Here is a 15,351-nt window from a genome sequence, read left to right on the forward strand (position 1 = left end):
ATGTCAATTATTACTGATGTTTACGCTCGCGAAGTCCTAGACTCACGCGGTAACCCAACACTTGAAGTAGAAGTTTACACTGAATCAGGTGCTTTCGGACGTGGTATGGTTCCATCAGGAGCTTCTACTGGTGAACACGAAGCAGTTGAACTTCGCGACGGTGACAAATCTCGTTACGGTGGTCTTGGTACACAAAAAGCTGTTGACAACGTAAACAACATCATTGCTGAAGCTATCATTGGCTACGATGTACGTGATCAACAAGCTATCGACCGTGCTATGATCGCTCTTGACGGTACTCCTAACAAAGGTAAATTGGGTGCAAACGCAATCCTTGGTGTGTCTATCGCTGTAGCTCGTGCTGCTGCTGACTACCTTGAAATCCCACTTTACAGCTACCTTGGTGGATTCAACACTAAAGTTCTTCCAACTCCAATGATGAACATCATCAACGGTGGTTCTCACTCTGACGCTCCAATCGCTTTCCAAGAGTTCATGATCTTGCCAGTTGGTGCGCCAACATTCAAAGAAGCTCTTCGTTACGGTGCTGAAATCTTCCACGCTCTTAAGAAAATCCTTAAATCACGTGGTTTGGAAACTGCCGTAGGTGACGAAGGTGGATTCGCTCCTCGTTTCGAAGGAACTGAAGACGGTGTTGAAACTATCCTTGCTGCGATTGAAGCTGCTGGATATGTTCCAGGTAAAGACGTATTTATCGGATTTGACTGTGCTTCATCAGAATTCTACGATAAAGAACGTAAAGTATACGATTACACTAAATTTGAAGGTGAAGGCGCTGCTGTTCGTACATCTGCAGAACAAATCGACTACCTTGAAGAATTGGTTAACAAATACCCAATCATCACTATCGAAGATGGTATGGATGAAAACGACTGGGATGGATGGAAAGCTCTTACTGAACGTCTTGGTAAGAAAGTACAACTTGTTGGTGACGACTTCTTCGTAACAAACACTGACTACCTTGCACGTGGTATCCAAGAAGGTGCTGCTAACTCAATCCTTATCAAAGTTAACCAAATCGGTACTCTTACTGAAACTTTTGAAGCTATCGAAATGGCTAAAGAAGCTGGTTACACTGCCGTTGTATCACACCGTTCAGGTGAAACTGAAGATTCAACAATCGCTGACATCGCAGTTGCAACTAACGCAGGACAAATCAAGACTGGTTCACTTTCACGTACAGACCGTATCGCTAAATACAACCAATTGCTTCGCATCGAAGACCAACTTGGTGAAGTAGCAGAATACCGTGGATTGAAATCATTCTACAACCTTAAAAAATAAAATAGTTCAGTGAACTATTTTATCCCGAACCTTGAAATTCAAAAGTTCGGCCGTTGATTTAATAACGTTTCTAGCCCCTCGGATTTTATCCGAAGGGCTATTTTTGTATTTAGGGGGCAAAAAAGGGGCAGTATTTATGGTATAATAGACAAAAATACGTGAATTAGAAAGAAATCATGTCTAAAGAAATTGATATTGAGTACTACCACCAGCTAGCCTTACAAAAGCAGAAGGAGCATCGAAAAGTTTTAGCCAATTTAAAGAAAAAACCTCCTAAAAATCTAGACAAGATAGCCCAGCAGATTCACCAAGAAGTTTTTGAGGAGATTGATTGCACTGCCTGTGCCAACTGTTGCAAGACATTGGGACCCGACTTCAAGGAAGCAGACATCACTCGTATTGCTAAGTACTTTAAGATGAAATTACCTGCTTTTGAAGCGGAGTTTCTGCAGGTAGATGAAGATGGTGATAAGGTTTTTAAATCCATGCCTTGTCCCTTTTTAGGAGGAGATAATCTCTGTTCCATCTATGACGTTCGTCCAAAGGCCTGTCGTGAATTTCCTCATACAGACAGGAAAAAGATCCATCAAATCAACCATTTGACGATTAAGAATACTTTGACCTGTCCAGCAGCCTATCTCTTTGTTGAGAAATTAAAGGATAAGTTATAGAGATTTAAAGGATAAAAAATCTCTAATAATAACTAGAGATATGAAGGGAGAACTCTATGCCAAGACCTAAAACAAAAGAGGAGCTAGTACTGGCCTCTAAGGAAAACTATGAAAAGCTTAATCGTTTCATCTCCCAACTAAGTGAAGATGAGCTACAGACTCCATTTGATTTATCAAGAGACCCAAAGAAAAAAGAAGCTCACTGGAAAAGGGATAAGAATCTAAGAGATGTCCTGATTCATCTTTATGAATGGCAGCAGTTACTTTTGACTTGGGTACATTCTAATCAAGAAGGTCTCGAAAGACTTTTTCTCCCTGAATCTTATAATTGGAAAACTTATGGAGAAATGAATGTCGCTTTTTGGAAGAAGCACCAGAAAACCTCCTTAGAAGAAGCGACTAGACTCCTAGAACAATCACATAGGAAGGTTTTAGAGTTGATAGAAGTTTTTAGCAATGACGAACTCTTTACCAAAGGTGTCTATAAGTGGACAGGTGGGACAAGTCTAGGTTCCTACTTTGTCAGTAGCACCTCCAGTCACTATGATTGGGCTCTGAAAAAACTCAAATCACATCAGAAGAATTGTAAGCGTCGCTAGTTAAAGTGGGTATGGATTTTAGAAAAGGTTCTTCTAAGCTTCGAATAGCTTAGTTATCTTCATTTTTGAGTTCTTCTAGCTTTAGAATCCTTCAAAAACTAAAATTTAAGGTAATCAATGGCTTAGAAGAGTGCCAAAACATTTATTTTAATGTAATTCTAAGTTTAGAATTGCATTGATATTGAAGCAGAATGAACTATTCGATTCTTAGAATGCCTTAATTCTGAGAAATGTTGATGATAAACTGGTTCGAATGGTTTTTTCTGATTTAGGATGATAGATTGATGGGTGTGATGATGAAAATACAAAAAGAGAAAGTTAGAAAAGAGTTGGTATCCCTCTGTTTGGGGGAGCTTACAGCAGTCCTAGCCTTTTGCTTTTGTTTCTTTCTTTTAAAAAATCGACTTGTTGATTGGAAGAGTGTTGCTGATTTTAAGGAATTTAGCTCAATACAAATATAGAACACATCTCAGGATGTTATATTGATCGAGGTATAAGTATATTTTTTTTTTAAAAACTGATCTCTGGGCTTGTGGTATAATCGAATTATAAAAAATTATTTCTGCTATTTTTGTAATGATTTATAAATATAAGATTAAGAAAGCTAAAGGTGTTTAGTGGTAAAAAATTTTTTCCTAGGTGTAAATTATCGTAGAATAATTAGCTATACATTGGTTGCATATACAATCATTTGTTGGTTGTTTAAAATTAATATATTACAACCGTATTCTGGACATAAGATGATTATTGCTGTAGTGACAATATTGTCCTTTTACTTTTTAAGAAATAAAAAGAAGGATGAATTTCTATTTGTAACTATATTATATGTACTGCTCCAGCCCGCGTTGGATTATCTAATTACTATAGCCAATATCGACTTAAATGTATTACTAATGGCTAGTGCAATATTGATTTCTGGGAGTTGGCGGATAGACTCTATCAATAAAATTAATACAGCAGCAGATAATTCTCAGTCAAACATAGACTATTTCAACTTAGTATATCTCAATTCGGCTAAGTCTTATGAAATTGCTACCTTAATTGATGATACTGTCAAGACAACTATTCAGAAGGAAAATAGCAGTACAACAAGTCACAAAAACTTTTTTGAAATTGGAACGAGAAATGGTTTGTATTCAGGATATGGAAATAGCAACGAATTAACTACGGAAAGTAAAATTAGTGAAAGTTTCGAAGTTAAAAGCACTAAATCTACGATTTTTAGAAAAGTCTATGAAATGTCCAAAAATTTTCAAGCTGAGAACATAGAGCAAGGAGATTTAATAAAATTTGACAGTGTAACTCTTAATCCCGTAAATGCACAAGATATTCCACTTATATTGCAAGTGTTACAGGCTAGCAAGTTGGACAATCCCAGTACGGAGGGAATTGAGTTAAATATGTCAAACCTACTTTCTACTTTCTTGACTGACTACACGATTGATTATAGTTTCAAACAAGGTAATGAAAAATTCTTGATTCGTTTCCCCTATGGAGAAGTTGAAGGTTTTGAGAATGGGTATAGACATAGTGATTTTCAACTTGGAAAACTTAACTTAGTCGGAATAGATAGAGGTAAGATTAATTTTTCTGAAGTTGATACCATGTCAACAAAATTTTTAGAGTTTATGAGTAAGCAAACCAAGAAAAATAACGTGACGAACAATGTAAAAGATATTATCCCAAAATCCTCATCATCTGAAAAGAGCGATGAATCTGGGTCGGAATTCGAAATAGATTTCAACTATGAAAAGTTAAATGGAACATATCATTTGATAGATGTGATTGCTGTTGTTCAAAAAATCAATGTGGAGAGTGAGTCGTGATTTATTTATATGATGTTACAAGAATAGATGATTTAAAAGAACATTTCTTGGAAAGTAAAAGGATTGATATCACTCGTATTCTATCTTACGATTTCACTAATTTGAGTGAAATAGAAGATATATGCGAGGAGATTGATGCTGTAGATGGATTGGTCATAGATTTATCAGCCTTGATGAATTTAAACGCCTACAATAGTCAGTATATAGGTCGAGTTTTCTTTTCGCTAAGTAGAGTGTCTAACTCCTTTATTTTTTGGCTAAATAAGTTAAAATACGAAAGTGTACTGAAAGAGTTGCCACTTCTATTTGAAGATGAAGAGATAAACAAAAATTTTGCTAATCCAGAAGTTCAAAATTTTAATTCTGACGACGAAACGAAAGATAGTAGTGATACTGAGTTTAGCAATAAAATACAGGAGGTTGCTAGCAACCTAATTGGTCATGATTTATTTAAGGAAGATTTTATACAGAAGTATGAAAACTTTATACTTCTCGAAAGAATAGGAGTCCGGAAGATTTTTTCCGTGTTTCTGATTGGTGAATCTGGAATAGGTAAAACAGAATTTGCTAAGATTTTATCAAAGTCACTCTATCCAGATGAAGAGCTTACCAAAATTAATTTTGGAAATTACTCGACAGAAGGGGTGTTGAATAGTTTAATAGGTTCTCCGCTCGGATACGTTGGAAGCGATGAGGGTGGCGAACTGATTAGAAAAATTAATTCATCCAAATCTAAAATTATTTTGATTGATGAATTTGAAAAGGCGACACCAGCCGTGTTTAATTTTTTTTATGAACTACTAGAAGACGGTAAATTTACAGATAGGCGTGGCATCGCTCATAATCTAAATGGTTATACTATTGTCTTTACTTCCAATATGACTTCTCAGCACTATCTGCAATATATTCCAGCTTCCCTAAGGTCTCGGTTTGATTTACTTAGCGATTTTCAGATTCCTAACTTGGATGAAAAACGCTTATTCATCCAAGAACAAGCAGATAGTCTGGTGGATAAGTTAAATTCTATCAAAAATACTACCTATGAAATTAGCGACGAATTAATGAAAAAAATTCTGAGTTTTTCAGAAGAAAATAATCTTCGTCATATAAAACGCCTTGTTCAAGATGCAATTGCGGAAGATTTCAGAAAAAAATATTGATAAAATTGATATCCTACCTTTCTAGATGAATTAAAATAACAATCACGGTAGAAACCGCAATTGTTTGCGTTTGTTTATAAATTTGCGTTAATTTGTACTGCTGTCTAGGCTGTTAGGGTATAATTAATCTATCAAATTTTTTGAATAACTACTTGGAGTGAGATAGATATGCAAATAAACTACAATAGAAAACAGAAATCAGATATTGTTATTTCTAAACCGTCAGCCAGTGAAGTAGAAAAATACTTGAAAACGTGGAAAAATCTTAAAAATTATAAGTTGCAAGAAGATGCTTTAGATAAATTATTTTTTGAGCTGTTACCAAGTAACGAAGAAATTTCTGACATCTTATTAAAGGTTGCTACGTTGAATGATTTTTATAGTACAAATATTTTTTCAGTTTATCCAGTTGCAGAGCATATTCTGAGTCTTAAAATTGACGAGAGATTGAGACAAGGTGATGTAACTTTAGTCAATGAAATTCAGAATGTCACTATCAATGGAGTAACTAGAAAGTTCTATTCTTTTTCTACCAAATACTGTTCCCATCATAATCCTAAAGAATACCCTATTTATGATAGCTATGTAGAAAAGGTATTGAAATACTTTAGAAAAACAGATAAATTTTCTAAATTTAAGAATGCAGATCTAAAAGATTATCAAAAATTTAAAAATATAATTATTGCTTTTAGAGAATACTACGGATTAGACGAATTTAATCTTAAAGAGATTGATCAGTATTTATGGCAGTTGGGAAAAGAATATTTCCCAAATAAATATTAGCGACTTTTTCTCACTCAGAAAGGAAAACACCAAATTGTCCTACAAATTTCTACTTTTCGACCTTGACCACACTCTTCTTGATTTTGATGCTGCTGAGGATGTGGCTTTGACGCAACTTCTAAAAGAAGAAGGAGTTGAGGATATTCAAGCCTATAAAGACTATTACGTTCCCATGAACAAGGCTCTCTGGAAGGACTTGGAGCAAAAGAAAATTAGTAAACAAGAGCTGGTTAACACGCGCTTTTCTCGTTTATTTTCTAATTTTGGACAGGAAAAAGACGGTAGTTTTCTAGCCCAGAGTTACCAATTTTACCTCGCCCAGCAGGGGCAAACCTTTTCAGGTGCTCATGAACTATTAGATAGCCTCATCGAGCGTGATTATGACTTGTATGCTGCGACAAATGGTATTACTGCCATTCAGACGGGACGTTTGGCTCAATCTGGTCTGGCACCTTATTTCAATCAAGTCTTTATCTCTGAACAGCTGCAAACACAAAAGCCTGATGCTGTCTTTTATGAAAAGATTGGTCAACAGATTGCAGGGTTTAGCAAAGAAAAGACGCTGATGATTGGAGACTCTCTAACCGCCGACATTCAAGGTGGCAATAATGCGGGGATTGACACTATCTGGTACAACCCTCATCGCCTCGAAAATCACACACAAGCCCAGCCGACTTACGAAGTCCATTCTTACCAAGACTTGCTGGATTACTTAGATAAACTGTAAAAAGTGGTTTCCATAGCCACTTTTTGCTATAATAGAGGCAGTAAAAACGAAGGAATGGTTAACGATGTTAAGGACAGAACTTTCTCTTTATGAACCATTGTATACACTAAAGGAAGTTGATCAAAATATTTGGATAGTGGATGGTGATTTGATTCAAATGGATATGAAGATCTTCAAACTTCCTTTTCAGACACGCATGACGGTGATTAAGTTAAATGATGGCAAACTTTGGCTTCATTCTCCTATTGCGCCAAACGAGAAACTCTTTACTGAACTGGACGCTTTGGGCAGAGTCGCTTACCTGATTTCACCAAATAAGATTCACTACGCCTATATTGCAGATTGGAGAAAAAGATATCCTCATGCGCAAGCATGGTCTAGTCCAGGAGTTGAAGAAAGAGCGAAAAGTCAGAATGTCAAGGTGGAATTTGATGCTGCCTTAACAGATAAGGCTCCTGACCTATGGTCTGATGAGATTGATCAGCTTATTTTTAAGGGAAGTTCTGTCATCGAAGAGGTCGTGTTTTTTCATAAATCAACTAAAACACTCATTGTAACAGACCTTATAGAGAATTTTGAACCTGAAAAAATAGCTAGTCCAATCCGCAGAAAATTCTATCGTTTAGCTCGTGTAACAGCCCCTGATGGTCAAACTCCTATTGATTATAGGATGACTTTTTTAGGAAGACAAAGGGAAGCAAAGGTTTCCTTTTCCCGTATGTTAAACTGGAAACCGGATAAGATTATACTTGCACATGGTTTATGCTTTTTTAAAAATGGTACAGATGAATTAAGACGTGCTTTTAGATGGATAAGATAAAGGAGGGAAAGATGCAACACTCGTCTTGGCATGCTTTGATTAAGGAGCAATTACCTGAAGGTTATTTTACGAAAATCAATCAGTTTATGGAGCAGGTCTATTCTCAGGGAACTGTTTATCCACCTAAGGAAAAGGTTTTTCAGGCTCTCTTGACAACTCCTCTGGAAGAGGTTAAGGTAGTGATTCTAGGGCAAGACCCCTATCACGGGCCAGGTCAAGCGCAGGGCTTGAGTTTTTCTGTACCTGACTCTATCCCAGCTCCGCCATCCTTGCAAAATATCTTGAAGGAATTGTCAGATGACATTGGTGTTAAGAAATCCCATGATTTGACGGCTTGGGCTGAGCAAGGAGTCTTGCTTCTCAATGCTTGTTTGACGGTTCCTGCTGGTCAGGCCAATGCTCATGCTGGGCAGATCTGGGAGCCATTTACAGATGCTGTGATTCAGGTGGTCAATCAACTAGATAGACCAGTGGTCTTTGTACTCTGGGGAGCTTATGCACGCAAGAAGAAGGCCTTGGTTACCAACCCTCATCACTTGATTATCGAATCAGCCCATCCTAGTCCTTTATCAGTTTACAGAGGATTTTGGGGTTCCAAGCCTTTTTCCAAGGCTAATGCATTCTTAACAGAAACAGGACAAGAGCCAATCGATTGGCTTAGATAAGGAGAAAATATGCCTCAGTTAGCGACGATTTGCTACATTGATAATGGAAAAGAACTGCTTATGCTCCATCGTAATAAGAAGCCAAATGATGTCCATGAAGGGAAATGGATTGGTGTAGGTGGTAAGCTGGAGCGTGGTGAGACTCCACAGGAATGTGCAGCGCGTGAAATCCTTGAAGAAACAGGGCTCAAAGCTAAGCCAGTTCTGAAAGGTGTTATCACTTTTCCTGAATTTACACCAGATTTAGACTGGTACACCTATGTTTTTAAGGTGACGGAGTTTGAAGGTGAGTTGATTGACTGCAATGAGGGGACGCTTGAATGGGTTCCTTATGATGAAGTTTTGAGCAAGCCGACTTGGGAAGGTGACCACACCTTTGTTGAGTGGCTTTTAGAGGACAAACCCTTCTTTTCAGCCAAGTTTGTTTATGATGGGGATAAATTGTTGGATACCCAAGTTGATTTCTATGAATAAAGGAGAAAGCAGATGCTACTAATCAAAAACGGTCGTGTAATGGATCCCAAGTCTGGTTTAGATCAAGTGTGTGATGTCTTGGTTCAAGATGGGAAAATTGTCAAAATTGCTCCGGAAATCAAGGAAGAAGGTGCAGAGGTGCTTGATGCTAGTGGTCTAGTCGTTGCGCCTGGTTTGGTCGATATTCATGTTCATTTCCGTGAACCTGGTCAGACCCACAAGGAGGATATCCATACTGGTGCCCTAGCAGCCGCTGCAGGTGGTTTTACAACGGTTGTCATGATGGCTAATACTAGTCCAACTATTTCAGATGTGGAGACTTTACAAGAAGTTCTCCAGTCAGCTGCCAAAGAAAAAATCAATGTCAAGACAGTTGCGACCATTACTAAGAATTTTAATGGCCAAGACTTGACTGATTTTAAGGCACTTTTAGAAGCTGGTGCGGTTGGTTTCTCAGACGACGGTATCCCACTTGAAAGTAGTAAAGTTGTCAAGGAAGCCATGGAGGAAGCTAAAAAGCTTAATACCTTTATTAGTCTTCATGAGGAAGATCCAGGTTTGAATGGGATTCTTGGGTTTAATGAAAACATTGCTAAAGAACATTTCCATATCTGCGGAGCGACTGGGGTGGCTGAGTATGCTATGATGGCGCGTGATGTCATGATTGCCTATGCAACCAAGGCTCATGTTCACATCCAGCATTTGTCTAAGGAAGAAAGTGTTAAAGTAGTGGAGTTTGCTCAAGGATTGGGAGCGCAAGTAACAGCGGAAGTAGCGCCACAGCATTTTTCTAAGACCGAAGCGCTCCTTTTGACACAAGGTAGCAATGCTAAGATGAATCCGCCGCTTCGTTTGGAATCAGACCGTCGTGCCGTGATTGAAGGTCTCAAGTCAGGTGTCATCACAGTTATCGCGACTGACCACGCGCCTCACCATGCGGATGAAAAAAATGTTGAGGATATCACCAAAGCGCCATCTGGTATGACTGGTTTGGAAACCTCTCTGTCTCTCGGTTTGACTTATTTGGTGGAAGCTGGGGAATTGACCTTGATGGAATTGCTAGAAAAAATGACCTACAACCCAGCCAAGCTTTACAACTTTGAAGCAGGTTACTTGGCTGAGAATGGTCCAGCGGATATTACTATTTTTGATGCTAAGGCTGACCGCCTTGTGGACTCCCATTTTGCTTCGAAAGCAGCTAATTCACCATTCATCGGTGAAACCCTAAAAGGGCAGGTTAAATATACCATCTGTAAAGGACAAATCGTCTATCAAAACTAGGTGGGAGTCTGCTCTGAAAATTAGAAGAATAGAGAGCCTATATGTACCAAACCCATCATTTCAAAGACAAGTTTATCTTATTTTTAAAGATATTTTTCCCTATCCTGATTTATCAATTTGCAAATTATTCTGCCTCCTTTGTTGATACGACTATGACAGGTCAATACAGCACTATGGACTTGGCTGGAGTATCAATGGCAACCAGTATCTGGAATCCTTTTTTTACATTCCTAACAGGAATTGTTTCAGCCTTGGTACCCATTATTGGTCACCATCTTGGGAGAGGCAAAAAGGAAGAGGTTGCGTCTGATTTTTACCAGTTTATCTATCTGGCCTTGGGTCTATCTGTGGTCTTGCTGGGACTAGTACTTTTCCTAGCATCACCAGTTTTGAATCATATCGGACTAGAAGCACCAGTAGCAGCAGTTGCGGTTCGCTATCTTTGGTTTTTATCTATCGGAATTATTCCCTTGTTACTTTTTAGTGTCATTCGCTCCTTGCTGGATTCGCTGGGCTTGACTAAACTGTCCATGTACCTCATGCTTTTGTTACTCCCTCTCAATAGTGGATTTAACTATCTCTTGATTTACGGTGCATTTGGTGTTCCAGAGCTGGGAGGTGCTGGCTCTGGTTTAGGTACTTCATTGGCTTATTGGGTCTTGCTGGGGATTTCTATTCTAGTTTTATTTAAACAGGAGAAGCTTAAAGCTTTACATCTTGAGAAGCGCATTCCACTTAATATGGATAAAATCAAGGAAGGGGTTCGCTTAGGTCTGCCTATTGGTGGAACTGTCTTTGCGGAAGTGGCTATCTTTTCCGTGGTTGGCTTGATTATGGCTAAGTTCTCGTCCTTGATTATCGCTAGTCACCAGTCAGCTATGAACTTTTCAACTCTCATGTATGCCTTTCCTATGAGTATTTCATCGGCTATGGCCATTGTCGTTTCTTATGAAGTGGGAGCCAAACGATTTGATGATGCGAAAACCTATATTGGTCTAGGAAGATGGACTGCCCTCATTTTTGCGGCCTTCACCTTAACTTTCCTTTACATTTTTAGGGGAAATGTGGCTAGTCTGTATGGTAACGACCCAGAATTTATTGATTTGACAGCGCGCTTTTTGACTTACAGCCTTTTCTTCCAGTTAGCAGATACATTTGCGGCACCGCTTCAGGGAATTTTACGGGGTTATAAGGATACAGTGATTCCTTTTTACCTTGGTTTGGTTGGTTATTGGGGTGTAGCAATCCCAGTGGCTATGCTATTTGATTCCCTAACAGATTTTGGAGCTTACTCATACTGGATCGGTTTGATTATTAGTCTAATCGTGAGTGGGGCGCTATACCGATGGCGTCTAACTGTGATTATGAAGAGATTTGAATCTTTAGAAAAATATAAATGATAAAAAGTTTGTGAAAAAATATTCTTAATAAGAAAATCCCTTGTTCTCATTGGGTTTTCTTTTTTATTTTGTGAAATTTTCTTGAGAAAAACTTTGACAGTGCTTTCTAAAAACGGTAAAATAGTAAGGTAAGAAGAAAGTTAGAAAGGCAAGAAGATGTCAACTTTAGATAAAAATCTTTTGCTAGAAGTGTTCCGTAAGATGGAAGAAATCCGTCGTATGGACTTAAAAATTGCACAATTAGTAAAGAAAGGGAAAGTGCCAGGAATGACGCACTTTTCTGTTGGAGAAGAGGCAGCTAACGTGGGTGCTATGTTAGCTCTCAACTCAGACGATTTGATCACATCAAACCACCGTGGTCACGGGCAAGCTATTGCTAAAGGAATTGACCTCAACGGAATGATGGCTGAAATCCTTGGGAAATACACTGGAACCTGTAAAGGTAAAGGTGGCTCTATGCATATCGCCGACCTTGATGCTGGTAACCTCGGTGCCAATGGTATCGTAGGTGGTGGTATGGGAATCGCTGTCGGTGCAGCCCTCAGTCAGCAAATGCAACATACTGGTAAAATCGTTGTCTGCTTCTTTGGAGATGGTGCGACCAACGAAGGTGTCTTCCACGAAGCAGTGAACATGGCTTCTATCTGGAATCTGCCAGTCATTTTCTACTGCATTAACAACGGCTATGGTATCTCTGCGGATATCAAGAAAATGACCAATGTAGAACATATCCATCAACGTAGTGCTGCATATGGAATTCCTGGAATGTTCATCGAAGATGGCAACAATGTCATTGACGTCTATGAAGGATTTAAGAAGGCAGTAGACCATGTTCGTGGTGGCAATGGACCAGTCTTGATTGAAAGTGTAACTTACCGATGGCTAGGTCACTCATCATCTGACCCTGGTAAATATCGTACCCGTGAAGAAGTGGAATTGTGGAAACAAAAAGACCCAATCGAAAATCTTCGCAAATACCTCATTGAAAACAATATTGCAAGTGCAGAAGAATTGGAAGAAATTCAAGCACAAGTCAAGGAAGCAGTAGAAGCTTCTGTTAAATTTGCGGAAGAAAGTCCGTTCCCACCGCTTGAATCAGCATTTGAAGATATTTACGCGGACTAAGGAGAAAGAGATAAAATGGAAACAAAAACAATGTCCTTCCGTGACACCATTATCCTTGCTATGTCTGAGGAAATGCGTCGCGATGAAAATGTGTTCTTGATGGGAGAAGACGTTGGTGTCTTCGGAGGAGACTTCGGAACATCTGTTGGAATGCTTGAAGAATTTGGTCCAGAACGTGTTCGTGACTGTCCGATTTCTGAGGCTGCCATCTCTGGAGCAGCAGCAGGAGCAGCCATGACAGGGCTTCGTCCAATCGTCGATATGACCTTCATGGACTTCTCTGTTATTGCCATGGACAATATTGTCAACCAAGCCGCTAAAACACGTTATATGTTTGGTGGTAAAGGTCAGGTTCCAATGACTGTCCGATGTGCAGCAGGTAACGGGGTTGGTTCTGCAGCTCAGCACTCTCAGTCTCTAGAGTCTTGGTTTACTCACATTCCAGGACTTAAGGTTGTAGCTCCAGGTACACCTGCGGATATGAAAGGACTGCTCAAGTCTTCTATCCGTGATAATAACCCTGTTATCATTCTTGAGTACAAGTCAGAATTTAACCAAAGAGGGGAAGTTCCAGTTGATCCAGACTACACAATCCCACTTGGAGTTGGCGAAATCAAACGCGAAGGTACGGATGTAACAGTTGTTACTTATGGAAAAATGCTCCGTCGTGTGGTTCAAGCAGCTGAAGAATTAGCTGAAGAAGGAATTTCAGTTGAAATTGTGGACCCTCGTACTCTTGTTCCGCTTGATAAGGATATCATCATCAACTCAGTGAAGAAGACTGGTAAGGTTGTTCTGGTCAACGATGCTCACAAAACAAGTGGCTATATCGGAGAGATTTCAGCTATTATTTCAGAATCAGAAGCATTTGATTATCTAGATGCACCAATCCGCCGTTGTGCAGGAGAAGATGTGCCAATGCCTTACGCACAAAACCTAGAGAATGCAATGATTCCAACCGTTGAAAGCATCAAAGAAGCAATCCGAAAAACATATAACAAAGAATAGAGTTACATAAATTAAATTATGTAAAATATTTGATTTTTTAACTTTACTAACTTGAGATACGTGTTGTATCCAAGTTGCTTGTAGAGTTGAATTCGGACGGAGGTCTGCGAAAAAAAAGATTGATTTCCTTGTGTTCATCGAACACATCGTCAATCTCCTATTTTTTCATTGCCCTCTTCATCCTTAATATCTTATATTAGAGCACGGGCTAAAAGCTCGGAAAAAAGATAAATCTCCTTGACTTCATCGAAGTCTGCGTTGATTTCCTATTTTTCGGTCGCTTTTAAACGCCCTTTGTATCATTTAATTGAATTCGGACGGAGGTCTGCGAAAAAAAGATAGATTTCCTTGTGTTCATCGAACACATCGTCAATCTCCTATTTTTTCATTGCCCTCTGAGTCCTTAATATCTTAGTATAGAATTGGAGAGGTCATGGCTGATGACAAGCTAAGAGCGACTCCTGCGGCTAGAAAGTTAGCGGATGATTTAGGGATCAACCTCTACGACGTTTCTGGCTCAGGTGCAAACGGTCGTGTCCACAAAGAAGACGTGGAAACTTATAAAGACACAAATGTGGTTCGCATTTCGCCACTTGCAAAACGAATTGCCCTCGAACATAACATTGCTTGGCAGGAAATTCAAGGAACGGGTCATCGTGGTAAAATCATGAAGAAGGACGTTTTAGCCTTTCTTCCTGAAAATATCGAAAACGATACCATCAAGTCTCCTGCTCAAATCGAAAAAGTGGAAGAAGTTCCAGACAATATCACTCCTTATGGTGAGATTGAGCGTATTCCAATGACACCAATGCGTAAGGTTATTGCCCAACGTATGGTTGAATCTTACCTAACTGCACCAACTTTCACACTCAACTACGATGTCGATATGTCAGAAATGTTGGCTCTTCGTAAGAAGGTTCTTGAGCCAATTATGGAAGCAACTGGTAAGAAGACTACTGTAACAGACCTTCTTTCACTCGCTGTTGTGAAGACCTTAATGAAACACCCTTACATCAACGCTTCATTGACCGAAGATGGCAAGACAATTATCACTCACAACTATGTCAACCTTGCCATGGCGGTTGGTATGGATAACGGTCTAATGACACCAGTTGTTTACAATGCTGAGAAGATGAGCTTGTCAGAGTTGGTCGTTGCATTTAAAGACGTGATTGGTCGTACCTTGGATGGCAAATTGGCTCCAAGTGAGTTACAAAACTCAACCTTCACAATTAGTAACTTGGGAATGTTTGGTGTTCAGTCCTTTGGTCCGATTATTAACCAACCCAACTCAGCAATCCTCGGGGTGAGCTCAACAGTAGAGAAACCTGTAGTTGTCAATGGTGAGATTGTTATTCGTCCTATCATGAGCCTAGGATTAACCATTGACCACCGTGTCGTAGATGGTATGGCTGGTGCTAAGTTTATGAAAGACTTAAAAGCCTTAATTGAGAACCCAATCTCAATGTTGGTTTAAAAATACAGTATTTATTTTTAGAGATATAGA

General features: G+C 39.1%; 15 protein-coding genes. All 15 read left to right on the top strand.

Annotated elements, in window-relative coordinates:
- Positions 1–1,305 (top strand): surface-displayed alpha-enolase, encoded by a 1,305-nt coding sequence (gene eno, locus B7696_RS09600; RefSeq protein ID WP_000022813.1) that lies wholly within the window; start codon positions 1–3, stop codon positions 1,303–1,305.
- A 176-nt stretch (positions 1,306–1,481) separates the two neighbouring features.
- Complete coding sequence (locus B7696_RS09605; RefSeq protein ID WP_000031481.1) at positions 1,482–1,976, top strand: YkgJ family cysteine cluster protein; 495 nt, start codon at positions 1,482–1,484, stop codon at positions 1,974–1,976.
- A gap of 56 nt (positions 1,977–2,032) precedes the next feature.
- Positions 2,033–2,575 carry a ClbS/DfsB family four-helix bundle protein gene (locus tag B7696_RS09610; protein ID WP_084863432.1) on the top strand — a complete coding sequence of 181 codons (543 nt, stop codon included), beginning with the start codon at positions 2,033–2,035 and terminating at the stop codon, positions 2,573–2,575.
- Between the two features lie 617 nt (positions 2,576–3,192).
- Positions 3,193–4,401, top strand: a complete 1,209-nt coding sequence (locus B7696_RS09615) for a hypothetical protein (RefSeq protein ID WP_042751213.1) — start codon at positions 3,193–3,195, stop codon at positions 4,399–4,401.
- On the top strand, positions 4,398–5,561 hold the full coding sequence (locus B7696_RS09620) for an AAA family ATPase (protein WP_020901387.1): 1,164 nt from the start codon (positions 4,398–4,400) through the stop codon (positions 5,559–5,561). Before B7696_RS09615 ends, B7696_RS09620 begins: the two co-directional genes overlap by 4 nt.
- Before the next feature lie 168 nt (positions 5,562–5,729).
- On the top strand, positions 5,730–6,344 hold the full coding sequence (locus tag B7696_RS09625) for a hypothetical protein (protein ID WP_020901386.1): 615 nt from the start codon (positions 5,730–5,732) through the stop codon (positions 6,342–6,344).
- Positions 6,345–6,378: 34 nt separating this feature from the next.
- Positions 6,379–7,071 carry a pyrimidine 5'-nucleotidase PynA gene (gene pynA, locus B7696_RS09630; RefSeq protein ID WP_020901385.1) on the top strand — a complete coding sequence of 231 codons (693 nt, stop codon included), beginning with the start codon at positions 6,379–6,381 and terminating at the stop codon, positions 7,069–7,071.
- A gap of 64 nt (positions 7,072–7,135) precedes the next feature.
- A complete protein-coding gene (locus B7696_RS09635) occupies positions 7,136–7,891 on the top strand; it encodes a DUF4336 domain-containing protein (RefSeq protein ID WP_084863435.1) in 756 nt (251 codons plus the stop codon).
- Positions 7,892–7,902: 11 nt separating this feature from the next.
- A complete protein-coding gene (locus B7696_RS09640; RefSeq protein WP_084863437.1) occupies positions 7,903–8,556 on the top strand; it encodes a uracil-DNA glycosylase in 654 nt (217 codons plus the stop codon).
- Positions 8,557–8,565: 9 nt separating this feature from the next.
- Positions 8,566–9,030 carry an NUDIX hydrolase gene (locus B7696_RS09645; protein ID WP_001135775.1) on the top strand — a complete coding sequence of 155 codons (465 nt, stop codon included), beginning with the start codon at positions 8,566–8,568 and terminating at the stop codon, positions 9,028–9,030.
- Between the two features lie 12 nt (positions 9,031–9,042).
- A complete protein-coding gene (locus B7696_RS09650; RefSeq protein WP_020901384.1) occupies positions 9,043–10,311 on the top strand; it encodes a dihydroorotase in 1,269 nt (422 codons plus the stop codon).
- Between the two features lie 41 nt (positions 10,312–10,352).
- Complete coding sequence (pdrM, locus tag B7696_RS09655) at positions 10,353–11,711, top strand: sodium-coupled multidrug efflux MATE transporter PdrM (RefSeq protein WP_020901383.1); 1,359 nt, start codon at positions 10,353–10,355, stop codon at positions 11,709–11,711.
- A 156-nt stretch (positions 11,712–11,867) separates the two neighbouring features.
- The gene (locus B7696_RS09660; RefSeq protein WP_020901382.1) at positions 11,868–12,836 is read left to right on the top strand and encodes a thiamine pyrophosphate-dependent dehydrogenase E1 component subunit alpha; all 969 of its coding nucleotides are present in this window, start codon (positions 11,868–11,870) and stop codon (positions 12,834–12,836) included.
- Positions 12,837–12,851: 15 nt separating this feature from the next.
- Complete coding sequence (locus tag B7696_RS09665) at positions 12,852–13,844, top strand: alpha-ketoacid dehydrogenase subunit beta (RefSeq protein ID WP_020901381.1); 993 nt, start codon at positions 12,852–12,854, stop codon at positions 13,842–13,844.
- Positions 13,845–14,277: 433 nt separating this feature from the next.
- Positions 14,278–15,321 carry a dihydrolipoamide acetyltransferase gene (locus B7696_RS09670; RefSeq protein ID WP_020901380.1) on the top strand — a complete coding sequence of 348 codons (1,044 nt, stop codon included), beginning with the start codon at positions 14,278–14,280 and terminating at the stop codon, positions 15,319–15,321.
- The last annotated feature ends 30 nt before the right edge of the window (positions 15,322–15,351 follow it).

The organism is Streptococcus mitis (assembly GCF_002096815.1).
In the GTDB taxonomy this organism is placed as follows: Bacteria; Bacillota; Bacilli; order Lactobacillales; family Streptococcaceae; genus Streptococcus; species Streptococcus mitis_AD.